The sequence below is a fragment of the Tolypothrix sp. VBCCA 56010 genome (genome assembly GCF_050875635.1).
Taxonomy (GTDB): Bacteria; Cyanobacteriota; Cyanobacteriia; order Cyanobacteriales; family Nostocaceae; genus Hassallia.
Map to the genome: position 1 here is coordinate 1 of NZ_JBPAOH010000144.1, position 20856 is coordinate 20856.

Below are 20856 nucleotides of genomic sequence, written 5' to 3' on the forward strand. Positions count from 1 at the left end.
CCCCATCTACCGTAGTCTTTATCCCTAAGTTTCTAATGTTCCCAACTGAACCTGCGGCTGTTAATAACGGGTTTGGCGCCCTGCTAAAAAATCGTGCTTTTATGCTTTTGTGGATTGGGCAACTAGTGTCCCAATTAGCAGATAAGGTTTTCTTCGTTTTGATGATTGCCCTGCTGGAATACTACCCATCTCCTGGGTTCGCGCAAAACTCCAAATACTCAACTTTGATGGTGGCGTTTACAATACCAGCAATTTTGTTCGGTTCTGCTGGTGGCATTTTTGTTGATCGCTTTCCCAAAAAGCTAATCATGGTTGGCTCTGATGTGGTACGCGGTATATTGACGCTGTGTCTGCCGTTTTTGCCACGAGAGTTTCTGATTTTGTTGATAGTCACTTTTGCCATCTCGACTGTGACGCAGTTTTTTGCCCCGGCTGAACAAGCTGCCATTCCTTTAATCGTGCGCCGAGAGAATTTGTTGGCAGCTAATGCGCTGTTTAGCAGTACAATGATGGGCGCTTTAATTGTTGGCTTTGCAGTCGGTGAGCCGATGTTGAGTTGGGCAAAAGACTTGTTGGGAGAAAAATATGGTCAAGAGCTTGTAGTCGGTGCATTGTACGTCTTCTCGGCTATAGTCATGCAGCCGATTAATTTTAAAGAAAACAAAGCAACAGACGACGCTGAGGCGGTAATTCGCCCTTGGGCTGACTTCAAACAGGGGTTGCGCTACCTGAAAAAAAACCGTTTAGTGTTGAATGCCATGTTGCAACTTGTGACTTTATATTGCGTATTTGCAGCTTTAATGGTATTGAGCATTAGATTGGCGGCGGAATTTGGTTTGAAAGAGAAACAATTTGGTTTTTTCTTAGCAGCTGCTGGGGTTGGTATGGTCTTGGGTGCAGCGAGTTTGGGTAACTGGGGCGAGAAATTACACGGCAAGCCTTTACCCTTAATCGGCTTTTTGATGATGGCGCTGGTTTTGGGCTTGTTTACTTTTATCAACCATTTAGCGCTGGCTTTAGGATTGTGTGCAATGCTTGGTATTGGTGCTTCTTTAATTGGCGTGCCGATGCAAACCTTAATTCAACAGCAAACTCCGCCAACAATGCTTGGTAAAGTATTTGGCTTTCAAAATCATGCTGTGAATATTGCCCTTTCTCTACCCTTAGCGATTACAGGTCCGATTACTGATGCTTTCGGCTTGCGAACTGTGCTGGTAGTAATGAGTATTGTTGTTGCTGCTGTCGGTGTTTGGGCTTGGCAAAATACCCGCCGCGTCTTGAAAGATGTAATTTAATGGGGAATGGGGAGAGTGGGGGGACAAGGAGACAAGGGGACAAGGGGACAAGGAGACAAGGGGACAAGGGGACAAGGGGACAAGGGGACAATGAGAATAATTATTTCCCCCCTCTCCCCATTCCCCATTACCCATTCCCCATTGCCCAATGCCCAATTCCCAATTACCAAATTATTGTTTCTTGACAAATCTATTCAGCTTTTCTATTAAAATGAATTGTTAACTACAGAATTTAAACATCAACTTAGTTATAGTCTGAGGTTTAAGAGTGCGATCGCCTTCCCCAATCACTTCCCCACAAACCGAGATTCACATTCAGCCGAATGTCTCCTCACCAATAGTCGCGCCCAAGCGTGCCAGTGGTGGTTTCGCTTTGCTGGACAGTTTGCGTCGTCACGGCGTTGAGTATATTTTTGGCTATCCTGGCGGTGCGATTCTGCCAATTTACGATGACTTGTACAAAGTGGAAGCTACTGGTGCAATTAAGCACATATTGGTGAGACACGAACAAGGTGCATCCCACGCCGCTGACGGTTACGCCCGCGCTACTGGAAAGGTAGGGGTGTGCTTTGGTACATCGGGCCCAGGGGCAACTAATTTAGTAACGGGTATTGCTACCGCTTACATGGATTCAATCCCGATGGTGATTGTCACCGGACAGGTAGCAAGACCTGTAATTGGTACGGATGCGTTCCAAGAAACTGATATTTACGGAATTACCTTACCAATCGTCAAGCATTCTTATGTAGTGCGCGACCCGAAAGATATGGCGCGAATTGTCGCCGAAGCCTTCCACATCGCCAGCACTGGACGTCCAGGACCTGTTTTAATTGATGTTCCTAAGGATGTGGCGTTGGAAGAATTTGATTATGTGCCTGTAGAACCGGGTTCGGTAAAGTTACCCGGATATCGTCCCACGGTGAAGGGAAATCCCCGCCAGATAAATGCAGCAATTAACTTGATTCGTGAAAGTCGCCGTCCGCTATTGTATGTGGGTGGTGGAGCGATCGCTTCAAGTGCCCACGAAGAAGTTAAACAACTTGCGGAATTATTCAATATTCCCGTCACTACCACGTTGATGGGTATTGGCGCTTTTGACGAACATCATCCTTTAGCTTTGGGAATGTTAGGGATGCATGGCACCGCTTACGCTAACTTTGCGGTGACTGATTGTGACTTGCTAATTTGCGTTGGTGCGAGATTTGACGATCGCGTTACCGGCAAGTTAGATGAATTCGCCTCCCGCGCTAAAGTAATTCACATCGACATCGACCCGGCAGAAGTCGGTAAAAACCGTATTCCGGAAGTGCCGATTGTCGGCGATGTCCGGAATGTGTTAATTGACTTGTTGCGTCGCTGCAAGCAAACAGGTGTCACGGGAACGCCCAACCAAACTCAAGAATGGCTGAATTTAGTTAACCGCTGGCGGGAAGAATATCCTTTAGTGGTGCCGCATTATCCTGACAGCATGTCACCGCAAGAAGTGATTGTGGAAATCGGAAGCCAAGCACCCCATGCCTACTACACCACAGATGTGGGTCAACATCAAATGTGGGCGGCACAATTCCTCAAAAATGGTCCGCGTCGCTGGATTTCCAGCGCTGGCTTGGGAACGATGGGTTTTGGCTTACCTGCGGCAATGGGTGCGAAAGTGGCATTCCCGGATGAAGAAGTTATTTGTATCAGCGGTGATGCCAGTTTCCAAATGTGCTTGCAAGAATTGGGTACGTTAGCACAGTATGGCATAAATGTCAAGACTGTGATTCTGAATAATGGCTGGCAGGGAATGGTGCGGCAATGGCAGCAAGCGTTTTACGGGGAGCGTTACTCATGCTCAAATATGGAAGTAGGAATGCCAGACGTTGAGTTGTTGGCAAAAGCTTACGGCATAAAGGGGATGGTGATTCGCAACCGTGAAGAGTTGAAAGAAGCGATCGCCGAAATGCTAGCACACAACGGACCTGTAATCGTCAATGTCCCTGTCACCAGAGACGAAAACTGTTACCCAATGGTACCCACAGGTAAAAACAATGCACAAATGATTGGTTTGCCAAAACAAGCCCCGAAAGCGGCAATAGAACCGATTTATTGCAGCCATTGCGGTGCGAAAAACGCTCCCAATCACAACTTCTGCGCTGATTGCGGCACGAAATTGTAGAGCCGCAATAAATTAATGGTTAAATAATAGGGTGGGCATTGCTCACCCTACTTTGTAGTAATTTTTCAATCGGTCAAACCCACGTTAAACTAATTAGAGAATTCACCGCATCTGAGATACTGTCCATGCAGCTACTTCAAACTACGGACAAAGATTTTTCTAGTCGATTCAAAACCCTTGTTAGCGATCGCCGGGAAGCTACAGTTGATGTTAGCGGGACAGTACGCGAGATTCTAGCTGATGTGAAAATGCGTGGTGATGCCGCAGTCAAGGACTATACTAGCCGCTTCGATCGCTACAATCCCCAGTCTTTGCGTTTGAGCGAAACCTTTATTGCCGAACACGCAGCACAATGTCCTACTGATGTAGTGGCGGCGCTGGAACTTGCTGCTGAGAGAATTGCGGCTTTCCATAAAAAACAACTACCGCAAGATATTGGCTACACCGATACTGTAGGGGTAAAACTGGGATTAAATTGGATATCGCTGTCTCAAGTGGGAATTTATGTACCTGGAGGACGTGCCAGCTATCCTAGTTCTTTACTGATGAACGCTCTACCTGCCAAAATTGCAGGCGTAGAAAGAATCGTTATGACAGTACCGATGCCTCGCGGTGAGATTAATTCCGCCGTATTCGCAGCTGCCCAAATTGCTGGTGTCACGGAAATTTACGGCATTGGTGGGGCGCAAGCGATCGCAGCATTAGCCTATGGTACCCAAAGCATTGCCCCCGTAGATAAAATTGTCGGTCCTGGTAATGCTTATGTTGCTGAAGCTAAACGTCAAGTATTTGGCACTGTTGGCATTGACAGCATCGCCGGTCCTTCAGAAATTCTGGTGGTAGCCGACAGTCAAAATAACCCAGATTGGATTGCCTGGGATTTGCTATCGCAAGCAGAACACGATCCTAGCGCCCAGTCAATTTTGATTACTGATTCGGAAATTTTTGCTCAACAAGTGATAGCAGCAGTTGAGCAAATTCTCGCCAACCTGCCTACTAAAGAAGTCGCCAACGCCAGTTGGCAAAATTATGCAGCCGTGATTCTTGTCAGCGATTTGACAGAAAGTATACCACTGCTAAACCAACTAGCTCCAGAACATGTGGAATTGTGTACAGACAACCCACAACTGCTTGCCAATCAAATTAAATGTGCAGGTAGCGTGTTTCTAGGACGTTATACCCCAGAAGCAGTTGGCGATTACCTAGGAGGTCCCAACCATGTACTGCCTACTGCACGTTCTGCCCGATTTGCCTCTGGCTTGAGTGTCTACGACTTTCTCAAGCGGATTACCTATTTGGAATGCGATCGACAAGCATTACAGACAATAGGCAAAGCAGCCGTGACGTTAGCAGAAGCAGAAGGTTTACCTGCCCATGCAGGTAGTGTGTCTGTGCGCCTGCAATAATAAGCACAAGATAATTTCGCAGTTCCTCGTTTCCAATCAAAGACAAAAACAAAGTCCTGTGCCAAATAGAACATTCAAGGGCATCGGAGTGTCTTCAATTTCTTGGTCAATTTGATGGCGGGTTTGACAGCTTACACCTATTTGCGTCAAAAACCCTGAAGCTGCCTCATTTTTTTACTTTCTTCCCGCTACAAAATTACCTATCTTCTTTTCCTTCCTCCTTCTCCTTCACTCCTACGCGGCTGGGCGAACGTGTCCTTCTCTTCGAGACGCGAAGCGCGAACGTGCCTTCTCTTTCACCAAACACCAAGGGCGAACGCGGTTCGTTAAGTAGGTATTCTTCGAGCGGGAAGGGAGTAAGGGCAAATTGATGAACATATTAATCATTGATTTGAAAACTTTTAGAATTTTTAAAGATTTAATCTGATAGCAGGTTTGTATAATTATCAACTTCGCCTCAAGTAACTCTTTTGATAAGTAATTATTATCAATAAAGAGTGGCGATCGCTTGGAAAAAACCATCAGTTTCACCATCCCTGACTTTTGCTCGTAGGTAAGCGCGTTTTAACGCTTAAATCCAAGACTAAAGTCCTGACTGTGAAATAAAATACATATTTTCTTGCAGAAATAGGAAAACTAATTAAACAGATTTTATCAAAGTTTGGAAAAATAACAATCCCATTTAAGTAACATTTTTCTTTGCAAATAAGAATTGTATTCCAAATCATGATATATCTTAAGAATGATGTGATTTAAAAAAGCGTATTGTAATGTAAGCATATCGCTGCTTGGCAAGCGATCGCGCGGCAGTGGCTCTTGCCCTACGCATCTGTTTACAGCAATCATTTAAAAAAGTTGCAGACTAATCCCTGTAGATTAAAGCATAAGGCATTAGATGAGTAAAAAATCAAGTAAATTTTTGACTACACAGCCTTATCTACTTAGTTAGTTATGCCTGTAAACAGAAAATTATTTAACAAAACCGATAGTTTCTTGTTGTGGTATTAAATGGCTCAAATTAAAGGTGCTTTTGGGCTGTATTCCTCATGTTCAGTTGGAAAAGCCAGACGATTTCAAGTGTTTATCAGTTTTAGGTTTCAAGCAACGCGCTGGCTCAGGTTTGGGCAAAACCTAAGTAAATACCAGATAAATTGCTGAATTCTGTAAAAACTGTTGATTAAAGGCATAAAAAATGAGTATCGTCGAACCAAAGTTAACGGCAACTGAAACTGAATTTCATGTGGAAGGCTACGAGAAAATTGACTTTAGTCTTGCCTTCGTGAATGGACTATTTGAGATACAAAACAAAGACCTTGCAGATACTTATGCAGGTTTTAAGCGTTGTCTTGCAGTAGTTGACCATAATGTGAATCGGCTTTATGGTTCGCAAATGCAAGAATACTTCCAGTATTACAACATCGATCTCACCATTTTTCCTGTAAGAATTGAGGAAAACGACAAAAATCTTACCACATTTTCGTCGATAGCTGATGCTTTCTCGGCATATAATTTACTGCGGAAAGAGCCAGTTTTGGTTGTAGGTGGTGGATTAGTTTTAGATGTCGTTGGCTTCACTTGCGCGGCTTATCGCCGCAGCACCAATTATATCCGCGTTCCGACAACTTTGATTGCTTTAATTGATGCGGGTGTAGCGATCAAAGTAGCCGTAAACCACGGTAAAGACAAAAATCGTTTAGGTGCTTATCACCCAGCGAAAAAAGTTTTTCTCGACTTTTCCTTTTTGCGGACACTTCCTATAGATCAAGTCCGTAACGGAATGGCAGAATTGGTGAAAATTGCCGTTGTTTCCCACGCAGAAGTATTCGAGTTGTTGTATGAATACGGCGAAGATTTACTGAATACACGGTTTGGGCACGTTGATGGTACTCCCGAATTGCAAGAAGTAGCAAAGCGCGTGAATTACGAGTCAATTAAGAGAATGTTGGAGTTGGAAACACCGAACCTCCACGAATTAATGCTTGATCGCGTCATCGCCTACGGACACACTTGGAGTCCTACACTAGAATTAACTCCCAAAATACCGCTGTTACACGGTCATGCTGTGAATATTGACATGGCATTGAGTGCAACAATAGCCGAAAAACGAGGTTATATCAGCAGCACCGATCGCGATCGCATCCTCGGATTAATGAGTCGTGTGGGTCTTGCTCTTGACGACGATTTGCTCGATGGCGATTTGTTGTGGTACGCTACTAAATCGATAACTTTGACACGAGACGGTTTACAACGTGCAGCGATGCCAAGACCAATTGGTGAATGCTTCTTCGTCAACGATTTGACTCGCGAAGAATTAGACGCTGGATTGAAAGACCACAAACAAATTTGCGCCACATATCCCCGTGCTGGTGCTGGTATAGATGCTTACGTCAACAGCGTAGAGCAAAATATCAACAGCGTTGAGCAAGAAATCAACAGCTACGTAATGAGCGATCAGACATTGGTAGGGAGTGGCAACTAATGCCTAATGTTGTCAACGTCGAAAAAGCGCGTCCCGTCACACCGCTGGGTATCTTGGTAGAACATTTAGAAACTGCTGTTACCCAAGCGCAAGACAATCCAAGTTTAAAAGAGCATTTACAGCAATGCTTGCGTCTAGCCGCTCTATTAGATCCTTATCTAGATGAGTGTACCACCGATGAATCCCCAGCATTAGGGGCGATCGCCAAAGCGACCCAGCAAGAAGCTTGGAAACAGCGATTTAGCGATGGCTCAACAGTGCGAGAATTAGAGCAGGAAATGCTTTCCGGACACGTCGAAGGACAAACGTTAAAAATGTTTGTCCACATGACACAAGCAAAAACTGTGTTAGATATCGGCATGTTCACCGGCTATTCAGCGCTGGCAATGGCAGAAGCATTGCCAAGTGATGGGCGTTTGGTAGCTTGCGAGGTAGATGCATATGTAGCGGATTTTGCCAAGTCCTTATTTGAGCAATCTCCCCACGGACAGAAAATAGAAGTTCAACTGGGTGGAGCGCTGGAAACTCTTGGTAAACTGGCACAGATGAAAGAGTCATTCGACTTAGTATTCATTGATGCCGATAAAAAAGAGTACGTCCAGTACTTCCAGATGCTGCTAGACTTAAACTTGCTTGCTCCCAACGGCTTCATCTGCGTAGACAATACCTTATTGCAAGGACAGCCTTATCTTCCACCTGAACAGCGTACAGCAAATGGAGAAGCGATCGCCAACTTCAACTTAGTTGTCAAAAACGACAACCGCGTTGAACAGGTAATGCTACCCTTGCGAGACGGTTTAACCATCATCAGACGATTGTAGAAAATGGGGAATTGGGCATTGGGCATGGGGAATGGGTAATGGGTAACTGATAATTGATACTCCCCCTGCCCCCCCTCCCCCCCTCCCCCACTCCCCCACTCTCCCACTCCCCCCCTCCCCCCTCCTCCCTATGACGCGGATTAGAGCATTATTTCAAAATCTGGGTACGCTTTTATTGCTGGCGATCGCATTTCCGGTGAATTGCAGCTTGGTACTCGCATCATTAGTATGGAGTTTATTAAAATCGCCTTTCCACAAGCAAGTATCAGCAGAAAACCCAAAAAACATCTTGCTCACAGGTGGTAAGATGACCAAAGCTCTGCAACTAGCTCGTTTATTTCACGCTGCCGGACATAAAGTTTTTTTAGTTGAAACCAAGAAATACTGGTTATCCGGTCATCGCTTTTCCAACTCTATCGAAAACTTCTACACCGTACCCGAACCGCAGGAAGATGCAGACGGTTACATTCAAGCTTTGCTCGATATTGTTAAAAAAGAAAATATTGACATATTTATCCCCGTATCCAGTCCAGTTGCTAGTTATTATGACTCTTTAGCAAAACCAGCATTGTCTGGTTACTGCGAAGCCTTTACTTTTGATGCAGATGTCACCAAGATGTTAGATGACAAATTCACCTTTAGTGAAAAAGCACTAAGTCTTGGTTTAACAGCACCAAAATCATATTTAATTACAGATCCAGAACAAATCTTAAAATTCAACTTTGAGGAAAGTAACCGCAAATACATTCTTAAGAGTATTCCGTATAGCTCATTTTACCGCTTGGATATGGTCAAGCTGCCCTGTGCAGACATGGCTAACTACGTGAAAAACTTGCCAATCAGTGAAGATCATCCTTGGATGATGCAGGAATTTATTACCGGACAGGAGTATTGCACCCATAGCACAGTTCGAGACGGAGAATTGAAACTGCACGGCTGTTCGGACTCTTCAGCATTTCAAGTCAACTACGAACATGTTGATAAACCAGAAATGACATCATGGGTTAGTCATTTTGTCAAGGAATTAAATTTGACCGGACAAATTTCTTTTGACTTCATCGAACAAGAAGACGGAACAGTTTATGCAATTGAGTGTAACCCCCGCACGCACTCAGCAATTACGATGTTTCATGACCATCCTGGGGTAGCAGAAGCATATTTGAGTAAAGATACTTTCAGCGCACCGATGCAGCCTTTACCTGAAAGTAAGCCTACTTATTGGTTGTATCATGAAGTATGGAGGCTGACTAATGTTAAGTCGTTACAGCAATTGCAAGTGTGGTTTAAGAATATTTTTCGGGGTAAGGACGCGATTTATAGTGTTAGCGATCCGCTGCCATTTTTGACAGTACATCACTGGCAAATTCCTTTATTGATACTTCAGAATTTACAAAAGCTCAAAGGTTGGATCAGAATAGATTTCAACATTGGTAAGCTTGTTGAGTTAGGTGGCGATTAATATTAATGTAGTAAAGACTTTAGTCTTTATCTGGCGTTGCTGAATTAAGGTATGAATGAGCGTAGAAGCAATTCATGAATTGCTTCTACGACGGCACATTCTTTCTTTATATGATATTACCAGTTTTATAACTGAAATCACCAATGCCCCTTATCTTACAGCAATTTTCAAATAAATAGACCACAGTGGTTGAACCAACCAAAGGCATCATCTTCAGTAATATAATTTACAGCTTCAGTCATTGCTTGGTTGAGTGATTCAAGGGTACGTGCCTGACTCGAACGGAGGAATTGTTTGAGTTTTGACCAACAAAGCTCAATTGGAGATAAATCAGGAGAGTAAGGTGGTAAAAATTTGACTTTTGCACCGACTGATTCAATCGCAACTCGCACACGCTCTGCCTGATGAACCCGAAGGTTATCCATGACAACTATTGCTCCTGACCACAACTGAGGTGCTAAGACCTGGGTTACATATGTAAGAAATACTTCAGTATTTGTACTTCCTGGTACGGTCATTGTCGCCACTAATCCTTCAATGTTAATAGCGCCAATCAAGGAAACATTTCCACCCTTAGTTCCTGGAGTACTGCTAACTGCTCGTTCTCCATTTACGGCTCTAGCGAACAAGCGTGACATCGATAAATTTAATCCGGCTTCATCGACAAAGACCAGGTTTCGGACATCAATTTGATCTAACCAACGTCGATAGTCATGTCGTAACTCCGTCACTCTTTGCGTTTCCTGCTCGCTAGCGTAGAGAGTTTTTTTTTGCAACGCAGGTCTAATTTCTCCACCGCACGATACATAGTCGGAACACTTACCCTCACCCCTGTTTTTTCCATCAGGCGATCGCATAGTTCTGAAAGTAGTAGATCATTTTTTTCTTCAACCAACGCCTTCACGAGCGCTAGTTGTTCATCCTGAATTATCGGTTTTAGGTTTCCTCCTCGTCGTTTCGCTTCGATTTGCCCGTTTGTCCGATAATGACGTAGCAAGTTCCGCACAAATGATAAACTGACCTTAAATCTTTGAGCTACCTGGCGTTGAGAGCCTTCCTTCGCTTCCCACGCTGCAATCACACGAGAACGTAAATCTTCTGAGTAAGCTACTGGCATCTAATTCAACAATCACTCTATGCATAGTTTCTCACATTTTGTGGTTCAATTACCTGAAAATTGCTGTAATAAGATGAGGACGCGCATTCCTGACTACGAATTTATCAATCTTTAATTAGAAATTGGTACATTTTGAAACGCTGCTGTATCTGGTACAAAGATATCCAAGTTATTCACACCTTCGGGAATCCTTAACCAGACATAGGCATCAGCTGAGGAATTTGTACGCAGCCCAAACAAAGAAACGCTTCCGGTTGAGCGATCGTAAGCAACTGCCTTGTATGTTTCGCTAGTGTCAGGATTGCGAGCTGTTGTACTGGCAATCGATATAATATCACTACCTGTAACTCTGTCTATGACACGACGCACCCGCATCTGCACGTTGACTACATCACGGTTTCCGCTTTCTGGGTCTTTAATTCGCTTTAGAGAAAGTAACTCTACTTTTGCTTTATTACCAAAGGCAGGTTGCACAAATTGACCGGGGGTTAATGTTGAGGTTGTAGTTGTCACTGGCGCTGGTGCGATCGCTGCTGTCGGAGTTTCCGTTGGGGTAGCTGATGGTATGGGAATCGGAGCGATATTAGTCGCTGTTTTCGTACTATTCAGTGTCTGCTGTAACGTGAAAACTTGATAAGCCGCATAGCCACTACACATCAAAGCCAAAGTAGAGAGTAATACAGCCACACCAGACAAGAATGTATTCACACGTTTACCTCTATTCCGTATTTTTGTATATGCAGGTTGGTTGACAAAAGCGATTTTATCATCTTATGAATTATTTTCAATTGACCGCTGTCTATTAAACATGTCAGCATCCTTCATATACTAATCAATTAGATGTACTCTGAGGAAATAATACCAATTTAAATAATGTTTGCGACACATAAATTCTTCGTAGGGGCACGGCAGTGCCGTGCCCCTACCCATCTGTCGCATTCTTTTTTCGCTCTTGGTATAAGTTTGATATCAGAGTGCTAAAATCTATCATTGGGATGAGGAGAAGAGAGTGAAACTTAAGGCATTCAATAAACCACTGGGTTGTTTGCTGCTATTTTTGACTACCCAGATAGCATTTAATTCTAGAGTTGCTCAAGCACAAATAAAAGTCGCGCCGGCAACCAAAACCAAAAATATTTGCCCTGCCCAACTAGCAGCAGCGGTGGATGAGGTGATAAACCGTCCGCAATACAGTCGGGTGCGCTGGGGTATTTTGGTGCAACCTTTATATAAAGGGCAAAATCTTTACAGTCGGGATGCCCAGAAATATTTTACTCCAGCTTCTAATGCCAAACTGCTGACAACGGCAGCCGCTTTACAGCGATTGGGGGCAAATTACCGCATTCGCACCTCTGTTTATCAAGATGGTAATAATGTTGTGCGTGTCGTGGGTAGGGGAGATCCTAGCTTCAGCGATACTCAGCTTGTAGCATTGGCAAAACAGTTGAAAGCAAAGGGAATTACCCAAATTGCAAAGTTGATTGCCGATCAGGGCTATTTTCAAGGGGATATTGTGTCCCCTAGCTGGGAATGGGAAGATGTTTACTCTGACTATGGGGCACCAGTTAACAGCTTGATTCTCAATCAAAATGTGTTTAGTATCAACTTGGTACCGCAAGCTGTGGGTAAACCTTTACAAGTTGCCTGGACTGATTTTAACGAAGCGAGATTCTGGCAGATTATTAATCAATCGGTGACAGTTGAGGAAAAACAACCAGCTTTTATCAATGTTACCCGCGAATTATCAGGAAACGTGTTGCGAATTCAAGGGCAACTAGCAGCGAAAGCCGATCCGTTTTTAGTTAAAGTGCCTGTGGTCGATCCTAGTAATTACTTTTTGCGACGTTTTCGCACAGCTTTGATTGGTGAAAAAATCCGTTTGCGAGAGACAGCGGTAGTATCTGGGGGTGTTAACCAACAGGAAGTAGCTTTTGTAGAGTCGTCTCCTTTATCAGACTTGCTGATGGAGACAAATCAGAATAGTAACAATTTGTATGCTGAGGCATTGTTGAGGGCACTTGTGTCTTTACAACCCAAAAAACCAGATCAAACTACTGTTAATGCTGGTTTAGAAGTTCTCAAAACAACTTTAACTCGATTAGGAGTCAATCCTACAGGTTACGCTCTAGTAGATGGTTCCGGGTTATCGCGACATGATTTAATTAGTCCAGAAGCTTTAGTGCAAGTTTTGCAAGCAATGGCAAAAACACCTTCCTCATCAGTTTATCGCGCATCTTTACCGATTGCCGGCAAAAGCGGTACTCTGAAAAATCGCTTTCTCAACACACCTGCTGAAGGTATTGTACAAGCAAAAACAGGCACGGTGACAGGTGTTGTTTCTTTATCTGGATATGTAAATACTCCCAAATATGAGCCTTTGGTTTTCAGCATTATTGTTAATCAAAGCGAACAAAAGGCGAAAGCTTTGCGCGAAGGAGTTGATGAAATTGTCGTCTTGTTATCTCAACTACAGCGGTGTTGATGGGCATTGGGCATGGGGCATGGGGCATTGGGCATGGTCAAAATAGAATTAAGTTTATTTATGCCCACTTATCTCTTCTTAGTTTCAACAAATATACTAGCGCTGGTTGTTTAGTTAGCGGTGGATGTAACCAAAAGAAATAGGTCTTTTTACTCCTGACTGTTGATTAAGTAATTAAATAAAGACAAACCAAAAGATAGATATATCTACTCCAAAGCAGCTAACCAGAAGGAATAGTGGAAATTTGACATTTCTTTCGCCTGACAGATTGGTTTTTAATCGGGACATTGATATTCTGTATTCATCAAAAGAAAGGAAACATTGAATTCAAAGGAATAAAACAATGAATATAGTTGCATGGATTGTTTTAGGTTTGTTGGCTGGCGCGATCGCTAAAGCTATTTATCCCGGTCATCAAGGTGGTGGTATTCTCGGTACAATCTTATTAGGTATTATCGGTGCTTTCGTTGGTGGTACATTGGGAACTTTTCTGACTACGGGAACTTTACAACTGACAGCTACAAGTTTGAGCATTCCTGGAATTGCTGTAGCTGTACTCGGTGCAATCATTGCCGTGTTTCTGTGGAACTGGTTTAGCCGTCGCACTGCATAAGAATTTATCATGCTGGAAATCAAGTAACAATGAGAACCTGGGTGTAAGCGATTTTTTGAGAAATTGTTACTTGATATTACCTGGAGAAAATAACCGGGTGGGTAGCTAACTCCACCCTAATTTATTTTTTATTCTTTAATAATCCGTCAAGCGATCGCAAACTATAATTAAACACTTTCCCTGTACTAAAAAGCTGATATCCAGCAAATAATAAAGCCGATGCAATCAGAATAGCAAGAAAATTAACTGATGCGAAGACATTGCCAGTAAAAACGATGACTGCTATTCCTAGCGCTATCAAAATCCATCCGTAATTACGTCTTATTCGCTGCTGCATTAACACTACAACGCCGGCGATACATAGCAATACACCAGGAATACGCACAAAAAGACCCACTTGAGTATTTGCTGCAAAAATTACAATTCCTGCAACCATTAATGCCAAGCCGACAAACTTGCTTGGACGGTCTACTTGAATTGATTTACCGTTTTCAACATCTCGCTGAATCCCTGTAGGATTTGCAGTCGAAAAAATATTTACTTTGTGTTCTTTCTGTTGAAAAATAAATGTTACTTTACTTTCTTGACCCAGGTCTATTTTATCTCCTAACTTAAGCTGATAACGAGTTTTAGATATTAACTTTGTATTGTTAATATATGTACCGTTAGTGCTTCCTAAATCTTCAATATAGTAACTATTTCCTTCTATATGAATCTCTGCATGAAGCCGAGAAACAGCATCAGCATTACTTAATAGGGAAACATCAATATCGACTGGAACTTGCTCATTTGGCTTACCAATACGAATTACAGAAATCGCTGGTAACTCCAAAGACGTATTGGTTTGAAGATGAAAAAGTTCTAAACTCAATGTTGTATTCAATATTCCTAAATATTGCATAATTTATTTTCTAACCATCAATTTGTTAATAATTTTTAATATTGTATTACTCCTAACTGAGGTAATCTGTGTTTATCTGTGATATCATATCCTGCAAACTATATATATTGTAGAGACGTTCGGTGTGGAACGTCTCTATGACGGTTGCGATATTTTTATTAGTGTTAATAAGTGTGGACATGATATAATTTATTTTAGCCTTAGAACTGATTATTGCAAGAGATATTTTTCTTCATATTTTCTCTACCGCACCGACTTAATACTTGCGTGGAGTATAAACCCAAACACCCCCAGTATGCGGCACTGTGCGCGTCTTGCTGGAACCAACTAACACCAAAGTACGCATATCTACCTCCTGAGGCGATAAATCAGCCAAAGTCCGCACTACAACTGATTCCCCCACCCGCCCAACATTCCGGGCAAGTACGACTATAGTTTGTGGCGAACGATACCGCAACAAGATATCACGCGCAGATGCAAGTTGTGAGGTGCGTTGTTTGGATGCGGGGTTGTAGAAGGCGATCGCAAAATCAGCTTCAGCAGCGGCAATAATCCGACGTTCGATAATAGACCAAGGTTTGAGAATATCCGACAGAGAAATCACGCAGAAATCATGACCGATAGGCGCTCCAATTCTCGCTGCGGCAGCTTGTATAGCAGAAATACCAGGGGCAACATGAATTTTGATACTTTGCCATTTCGGTTGATTGCAATCAAGCACCTCAAACACCGCCGCCGCCATTGCATATATACCAGGGTCGCCAGAAGAAACCACCGCAACTATTCGCCCCTCTGCGGCTAAATCCAAAGCCATCTCTGCGCGTGCGAGTTCCTCGCGATTATCAAACTCATGTCGTCGCTGTCCTTCTCGCAACGAACCAGCTAAATCTAGGTAAAAGCTATAACCCACCAGGTCTGTGGCTTCACTAAGAATTTGCTTGACTTCCGGAGACATCCAATTTGCCGCACCAGGACCAGTACCAACGATAAATAATTGTCCCCTTGCCTTACCAATTGTCTTAATATCGATTACTTCCTGAGAAACAGCAACAGCAAGATTTATACCACATTCTTGTTGTATAAGTAATTTACCATTAGCACCGGTTGCAGTTAAAGCGATCGCAACTGCGTTTTTCTCATGACAATTTAAGAAACGAACTGGTACATTTAAAGCATCGGCAATTTCCTCAATTACTGATGCGGCTTCTTCGTCTAAGGTAAAGACACCCGCTACCGAGAAAATTGAAAGTTTAGCATCGGCTAGCATTTGCTGAATGCAAGATACTGCTTCTTCTAAGTTTACTGCTGAAGCATTGCTGACTCCAATTGCCAGAGTTGCTGGATGATAAACCAAACAGTCTGGTGTTAGCGGCACTTCATATTCTGTAATCTGAATAGTTAGCTTTCCTTCTTCGTCAAAAGGCAGTTTACTGTTAACTAGCCAAGGTGCAGTTCCTTTCAATTTTACCGTTGCACCTGCAAGTAAATCAGAAATAAATTTTTTTGCATCATCTGGATTCGCTAAATGATATCCTGGTGGAGGAGATAAAAGTGCCGTGTGAAAGCGGATATCTCCGGTTGTGGTAATTGCCGCTTTTACCTGAAGCACTGCGGCAATTTGTCTGGCTAAATCATTCACACCTTGAAGTCCTCCCAACAACGGGACAACAGCGCTACCATCTTCCGCTACAGCTAACACAGGTGGTTCTTGACGCTTATCAGATATAATTGGCGCAAGAGTGCGGATGAGAATTCCTGCTGCACAAATCCCGATTATCGGAGTTCCCTTTGCAAATAATTCTCGCAGTGTTTCCCCAAAGTTTGTGAAACTGACATCGACATTTGATGTACGTTCCGCCAAACCGTAAATACTCGCATTCAGCAAACCTGTTTTTATTTGCTTTGCTAAGGTTACACTATTTTGACCGAGAACGACAATTGCACAAGCAGCCATGTTGATAATAATGCGGCAATGTCTATTGTGTCATATGTAGTAAGGACTGAAGTCCTTTTCTTTATATGATATGAGGACTTCAGTCCTCACTACGAATTTCTCCGCGATCGCTTAACAATCGAGAAAAAATGCGATCGCGGTTGTTGCCAAAATCAGATTCGTAGCGCGTAGACGCGCAGCGGTGAAGCAGCGCGGTCGTGTTCGTTACCCCCATGAGCGACTGCACCAAGCCGAAGGGCTTGTCGTTAGACATCGCTTCGAGTTGCTTCTAAATAGAAATGTCTAGTGACACGCTTTACCTATTGATAATACTAAGCGGTTTGAGCGTCAGAGGATGTTTCTTGTATACTACTTTTCAAACGAGTTAACCTGCTTTTACGGATGCGATCGCTCTGACGAACACCACCCGCTATCTCATATTCGTTGCTGTTTGTGCCATACTTGAAAGCAACTCCCCTCACCAACTTGTCTGAAAGATTACTCAAGCTTTTTTCCATCTGATCAATTTTAGTTTTAGAAGAGTCAATCATAGCTAGAGCGGCATTATAAGAATCAATCATAGTGCGTAACTGCTCAATTGATTGAGTCAGGTTTTGCAAATCGCAATTATCACCAAAATCCATCTTTGAATCAATCGCTTTCAATCCAGCGGCTCTGAATTCAGCTTTTTCCATCACACGGGATGTGCGTTTTTGACGAGGCATAAATATATTCCTTAGAGGGGGATTAAGAGCTATTTTGACCTCATAAAACTGTTTTCCGGTACAGTAAAATTAAGTAATTAGTGTATTTCTATTAAACTTTTTAAATTAATTTTTCTAAGTAATTTATCTGATTTAGCCTTTTGCACTTGATTTTATTGCCGATCAATCGCTTTAATATTAGTGACAAAAATCGCGATGTTGATGATGAATATCGCGGTATTGATAATGAAAGTCGCGATTTGGATAATGAATATCGCGGTATTGATAATGAAAGTCGCGATTTGGATGATGAATATCGCGGTATTGATAATGAAAGTCGCGATTTGGATGATGAATATCGCGATATTGCTTATCAATGTCTCGATGTTGATAAGCAGGTAGACAAAAATATATACTTTGAATTAAACGCTGACAATGGAATCTATCGATACAGCTACATCTGGAAATGCTAATGGGTAAATTGTCCCTCCCAAGAGTGTAGATTTTGAAGCATATTCCCCATCTTGAGGATCTCGAAACACTATAAGCTGTCTTTTCTTCAAGTTAACTACCCAATATTCAGGAATGTTAACTTCCGCATAAACTTTATTTTTTATCTCTAAATCCTTGTCCAAGCTGGAATTTGAGTATTCAATCAGCCAAAAGATATTTTCCGGATAAGGGTGATGCTGTAAATATTCACGCCCCAGGCGTTGTACAATGGCAATATCTGGTTCCGGCTCAGAGTTGTTAGGTAGCGTAATTGGTTTACTCGAACGAATCATAGCGCGTTCGCCTAACAAGCGAGTCAGATATTCTCCTGCTTCACTGCTAAAATATGCGTGGGGTTCTCGTTCTGGGGACATTTCGACAATTTCTCCCTTCAGTAGTTCCACACGTCGATGATCTAAAATGCCTGCGGCAATCATGCGATGATATTCTTCTATTGTCCATTTAGCTAGAGTTATCATAGCGATCGCTTTTCTCTCGATCCTAAATCATATAACTAATATCAAGTTCGCTTAATCAATTTATATATTCGTAATTAAAGAAAACCGGTCTTCTATTCTCTACCTTAGGGATAATATAAATGAATTAACGAACCTGATATAATTTACTTCTACACAATCGAAGCTCGGCGGTGTCGTTTAAGCACCAAACCAGCTCCAATCACACCTATCCCGACTAGCATCGGAACTGTTTTCGGTTCCGGAACTGTTTTGGGTACGAAAAACGAACCACTTATTGTCCCCAGCGATATTATCGGTGCAGTTAGCCCAGTTGGGTCTGGATTGGATGTAATAGTCTGGAATAAATCTAAGCTGCCAGTAGCACCTCTAAATCTGCCTTCACCACCAGTGATACTTATTGTACCAGAACCGCTAAGAAGTGAAGCAGTACCTCTATTAGTTCCAAACAGTTTATCATTTCCCTGACCAGACAAAGTGAGAGTACCAAATGGTACGTTTTGTAAACCAAACGTTGCTGGGTCGGAATTATATGTAGCTACACCAGTATTAGGGTCAACCTGACTGTAGTTCCTGATTATCAGGTTAGTTAGACCATATGGTGCATCAGAAGTTTCCCCTCTGACAGTTGTATCTAAAACCAACGGTATATCCGTTTCTTTAGTGGTAATTTCTGCGTTATAGGTAGCTTGAAATGGATAAGTAGTTTGTGCGATCGCCTTTGTGACACTAGATCCAAAACCGACTAATGTCAGCGTTACACCGAACACCCATGCAGTATATAAACTCTTCATCATTTGCCCTCCGAGTTTAGTACTAAGTATTTAGTTTGACAACCATATAATGATAAATCTACAGTAATCAACGGATATTAATTTAATAATTCATAAATTTTTACAGGGTGTTTATAACAAAAAGTAAACGTGTGCTGATAATTTAGCTTGGGGATTTATTTTCAATGGTTCTGGATAACGCATATTTAATTGATCGAGATATCTAATGCTGTACAAGCGTGGTTTTTTCTCAAAAATTGCTAACAATTGTCAGTAATCTAGCTTGTGTGGGGTTAAGGAAATAGTGATAATTAATCTCAATAAGTTCTAGTTAAATGAATCATGACTATCATTATTTCGGCACAGGCTCACGAGGAACTCTTTGAAGAAGTTAACGAAACCCCACAAAACAATGACCCCGACGATCGCTTAGATGTTACCTGGAAGTGTCCCCAAACATTAGGAGAAGGACATCTTCGACGAGTGGAATTGCGACAAAACTTGGTGTTGGAGATTGAGAGCTATCAGCGCCATGACAATCTGATAAAACAACGCATTGACCATCCACATCCCCTAGAGTTTTGGTTGATGCTTTCAGGACAGTGGTGGGAAAACTCTCCTTGGGGAGTTAATCAGACAGCAGCCGGACAGTATGGTTTTTGCGGTAGTGGCATGATTGTTAAAGGAGAAGATGAGTTTTCACAAGGACAGCAACTGTTGGTGGGCGTGCATTTAGAACCAGAATTGTTCCAGTCCTTCATTGGCAATTCCTCCGGAGAATTACCAAAAGCATTGCAACATAGCGATAACTGGCAGCTTCGGAATAGTGTTGCTCTGAGTTTGAATCGTCTTACCCGAAACGAAGCTCTTCCTCAAACAATAGTGGATGATCGCTTCCTCACAAACTATCAGACTTATGAGGGTAAGACTAGAGATAATAACTATTTTGGACAAATCGACTTGCTGGGGAAATTTAATACAGGATCGATTTCACACCAACTTTTAGTGGGCTTTGATTTAAACTACTTTTCCGGGGATTATCTATACGTTTCTCCTAGTATTAATGTGCCCGATCTCGATATCCTCAACCCAAATTACGATATTCCCAGACCCGAATTTGATATAAGTGATGGTGGTGGTACGACCAGGACTCAATCTTATGGGGTCTACCTTCAAGATCAAATTGCGCTGAGTGATAACCTGAAACTCCTGATTGGTGGTCGCTATGATTGGTTGTCCAATGAAAATGAAATAGGGAATTTAGAATTTCAAAGAGAAGGTAGTAAGACGGTGCAAAATGATGGTGCCTTCAGTCCCCGGATTGGCTTTGTGTATCAGCCCAGCAAAACGGTTTCTCTTTATGCCAGCTACAGTCAATCTTTTAAGCAGTCTCTAGGATTTAACCCGGATGGGAGGGCGTTTCTGCCGAGCCGGGGAACTCAGTATGAAGTCGGGGTGAAAGCAGATTTTCTAGACGGAAAGCTTTCGACCACCTTAGCCGCCTATCAGCTGACTAAGACGAATATTACAACGCCCGATCCCAATGACCGGAGATTTTCTATTCAGACCGGGGAGCAGCAGAGTCGAGGCATTGAGTTGGATATTGGGGGTGAAATTTTGCCAGGGCTGAAGGTGATTGGGTCTTATAGTTACCTTTCGCATAGTCAAATATATTCAAACATCAACTATCTATTCAGTTGGAGTTAGTATTTATACTGGACAGCAAATCCTACACTTGGCAGGAAGA

General features: G+C 42.6%; 21 protein-coding genes and 1 pseudogene. 12 read left to right on the forward strand and 10 right to left on the reverse strand.

From position 1 onward, the window contains the following. Positions 1 to 35: 35 nt before the first annotated feature. From AABK37_RS32700 to AABK37_RS32730, 7 genes and pseudogenes are all read left to right on the forward strand, one after another. On the forward strand, positions 36 to 1295 hold the full coding sequence (locus AABK37_RS32700; protein WP_432555664.1) for an MFS transporter: 1260 nt from the start codon (positions 36 to 38) through the stop codon (positions 1293 to 1295). After that, a complete protein-coding gene (locus tag AABK37_RS32705; protein WP_432555644.1) occupies positions 1295 to 1480 on the forward strand; it encodes a hypothetical protein in 186 nt (61 codons plus the stop codon). Before AABK37_RS32700 ends, AABK37_RS32705 begins: the two co-directional genes overlap by 1 nt. Positions 1481 to 1563: 83 nt before the next feature. Next, positions 1564 to 3453, forward strand: a complete 1890-nt coding sequence (gene ilvB / locus AABK37_RS32710; RefSeq protein WP_432555645.1) for a biosynthetic-type acetolactate synthase large subunit — start codon at positions 1564 to 1566, stop codon at positions 3451 to 3453. 125 nt (positions 3454 to 3578) lie between these two features. Then, positions 3579 to 4859 carry a histidinol dehydrogenase gene (gene hisD, locus AABK37_RS32715; RefSeq protein ID WP_432555646.1) on the forward strand — a complete coding sequence of 427 codons (1281 nt, stop codon included), beginning with the start codon at positions 3579 to 3581 and terminating at the stop codon, positions 4857 to 4859. A gap of 50 nt (positions 4860 to 4909) precedes the next feature. Beyond that, a pseudogene (locus AABK37_RS32720) lies at positions 4910 to 5018 on the forward strand (IS982 family transposase); the annotation flags it as partial. 1033 nt (positions 5019 to 6051) lie between these two features. Next, complete coding sequence (locus AABK37_RS32725) at positions 6052 to 7338, forward strand: sedoheptulose 7-phosphate cyclase (protein ID WP_432555647.1); 1287 nt, start codon at positions 6052 to 6054, stop codon at positions 7336 to 7338. Further along, on the forward strand, positions 7338 to 8159 hold the full coding sequence (locus AABK37_RS32730; RefSeq protein WP_432555648.1) for an O-methyltransferase: 822 nt from the start codon (positions 7338 to 7340) through the stop codon (positions 8157 to 8159). Before AABK37_RS32725 ends, AABK37_RS32730 begins: the two co-directional genes overlap by 1 nt. On the opposite strand, the gene AABK37_RS32735 is transcribed toward AABK37_RS32730, so the two are convergent. Beyond that, on the reverse strand, positions 8136 to 8258 hold the full coding sequence (locus tag AABK37_RS32735) for a hypothetical protein (RefSeq protein WP_432555649.1): 123 nt from the start codon (positions 8256 to 8258) through the stop codon (positions 8136 to 8138). The two genes, AABK37_RS32730 and AABK37_RS32735, sit on opposite strands and share 24 nt — an antisense overlap. Before the next feature lie 31 nt (positions 8259 to 8289). On the opposite strand from AABK37_RS32735, the gene AABK37_RS32740 reads away from it, so the two are divergent. Next, positions 8290 to 9618 carry an ATP-grasp domain-containing protein gene (locus AABK37_RS32740; protein WP_432555650.1) on the forward strand — a complete coding sequence of 443 codons (1329 nt, stop codon included), beginning with the start codon at positions 8290 to 8292 and terminating at the stop codon, positions 9616 to 9618. A gap of 167 nt (positions 9619 to 9785) precedes the next feature. Here AABK37_RS32740 and AABK37_RS32745 read toward each other — a convergent pair whose 3' ends face one another. The 3 genes from AABK37_RS32745 to AABK37_RS32755 all read right to left on the reverse strand — a co-directional run bounded on the left by AABK37_RS32745 (position 9786) and on the right by AABK37_RS32755 (position 11443). After that, positions 9786 to 10349: an IS630 family transposase gene (locus AABK37_RS32745; RefSeq protein WP_432555651.1), complete on the reverse strand. Its 564-nt coding sequence runs from the start codon at positions 10347 to 10349 to the stop codon at positions 9786 to 9788. Continuing rightward, positions 10346 to 10735 carry a helix-turn-helix domain-containing protein gene (locus tag AABK37_RS32750; protein WP_432555652.1) on the reverse strand — a complete coding sequence of 130 codons (390 nt, stop codon included), beginning with the start codon at positions 10733 to 10735 and terminating at the stop codon, positions 10346 to 10348. The genes AABK37_RS32745 and AABK37_RS32750 overlap by 4 nt, the downstream gene beginning before the upstream one ends. A gap of 111 nt (positions 10736 to 10846) precedes the next feature. Next, positions 10847 to 11443, reverse strand: coding sequence for a hypothetical protein (locus AABK37_RS32755; protein ID WP_432555653.1), 597 nt, complete (start codon positions 11441 to 11443; stop codon positions 10847 to 10849). A gap of 301 nt (positions 11444 to 11744) precedes the next feature. Here AABK37_RS32755 and dacB point away from each other — a divergent pair, with 301 nt between their 5' ends. Together dacB and AABK37_RS32765 are read left to right on the forward strand one after the other, a co-directional pair. Continuing rightward, positions 11745 to 13217, forward strand: a complete 1473-nt coding sequence (dacB, locus tag AABK37_RS32760) for a D-alanyl-D-alanine carboxypeptidase/D-alanyl-D-alanine endopeptidase (RefSeq protein WP_432555654.1) — start codon at positions 11745 to 11747, stop codon at positions 13215 to 13217. A 343-nt stretch (positions 13218 to 13560) separates the two neighbouring features. Then, positions 13561 to 13830, forward strand: a complete 270-nt coding sequence (locus AABK37_RS32765; protein WP_432555655.1) for a GlsB/YeaQ/YmgE family stress response membrane protein — start codon at positions 13561 to 13563, stop codon at positions 13828 to 13830. Positions 13831 to 13951: 121 nt separating this feature from the next. Here AABK37_RS32765 and AABK37_RS32770 read toward each other — a convergent pair whose 3' ends face one another. The 4 genes from AABK37_RS32770 to AABK37_RS32785 form a co-directional block, all read right to left on the reverse strand. Further along, positions 13952 to 14731: an FHA domain-containing protein gene (locus tag AABK37_RS32770; RefSeq protein WP_432555656.1), complete on the reverse strand. Its 780-nt coding sequence runs from the start codon at positions 14729 to 14731 to the stop codon at positions 13952 to 13954. Positions 14732 to 14987: 256 nt separating this feature from the next. After that, positions 14988 to 16685 (reverse strand): precorrin-3B C(17)-methyltransferase, encoded by a 1698-nt coding sequence (gene cobJ, locus AABK37_RS32775; protein WP_432555657.1) that lies wholly within the window; start codon positions 16683 to 16685, stop codon positions 14988 to 14990. Positions 16686 to 16764: 79 nt separating this feature from the next. Next, positions 16765 to 16938 carry a hypothetical protein gene (locus AABK37_RS32780; RefSeq protein ID WP_432555658.1) on the reverse strand — a complete coding sequence of 58 codons (174 nt, stop codon included), beginning with the start codon at positions 16936 to 16938 and terminating at the stop codon, positions 16765 to 16767. Positions 16939 to 16996: 58 nt separating this feature from the next. Further along, complete coding sequence (locus AABK37_RS32785) at positions 16997 to 17389, reverse strand: hypothetical protein (RefSeq protein WP_432555659.1); 393 nt, start codon at positions 17387 to 17389, stop codon at positions 16997 to 16999. Positions 17390 to 17544: 155 nt separating this feature from the next. Between AABK37_RS32785 and AABK37_RS32790 the strand changes: the two genes are divergently transcribed. Further along, on the forward strand, positions 17545 to 17841 hold the full coding sequence (locus tag AABK37_RS32790) for a hypothetical protein (RefSeq protein ID WP_432555660.1): 297 nt from the start codon (positions 17545 to 17547) through the stop codon (positions 17839 to 17841). On the opposite strand, the gene AABK37_RS32795 is transcribed toward AABK37_RS32790, so the two are convergent. Together AABK37_RS32795 and AABK37_RS32800 are read right to left on the reverse strand one after the other, a co-directional pair. After that, positions 17791 to 18339, reverse strand: a complete 549-nt coding sequence (locus tag AABK37_RS32795) for a Uma2 family endonuclease (protein WP_432555661.1) — start codon at positions 18337 to 18339, stop codon at positions 17791 to 17793. The genes AABK37_RS32790 and AABK37_RS32795 overlap by 51 nt on opposite strands. Before the next feature lie 149 nt (positions 18340 to 18488). Further along, positions 18489 to 19133 (reverse strand): PEP-CTERM sorting domain-containing protein, encoded by a 645-nt coding sequence (locus tag AABK37_RS32800; RefSeq protein WP_432555662.1) that lies wholly within the window; start codon positions 19131 to 19133, stop codon positions 18489 to 18491. Between the two features lie 318 nt (positions 19134 to 19451). Here AABK37_RS32800 and AABK37_RS32805 point away from each other — a divergent pair, with 318 nt between their 5' ends. Continuing rightward, on the forward strand, positions 19452 to 20816 hold the full coding sequence (locus AABK37_RS32805) for a TonB-dependent receptor (RefSeq protein WP_432555663.1): 1365 nt from the start codon (positions 19452 to 19454) through the stop codon (positions 20814 to 20816). The last annotated feature ends 40 nt before the right edge of the window (positions 20817 to 20856 follow it).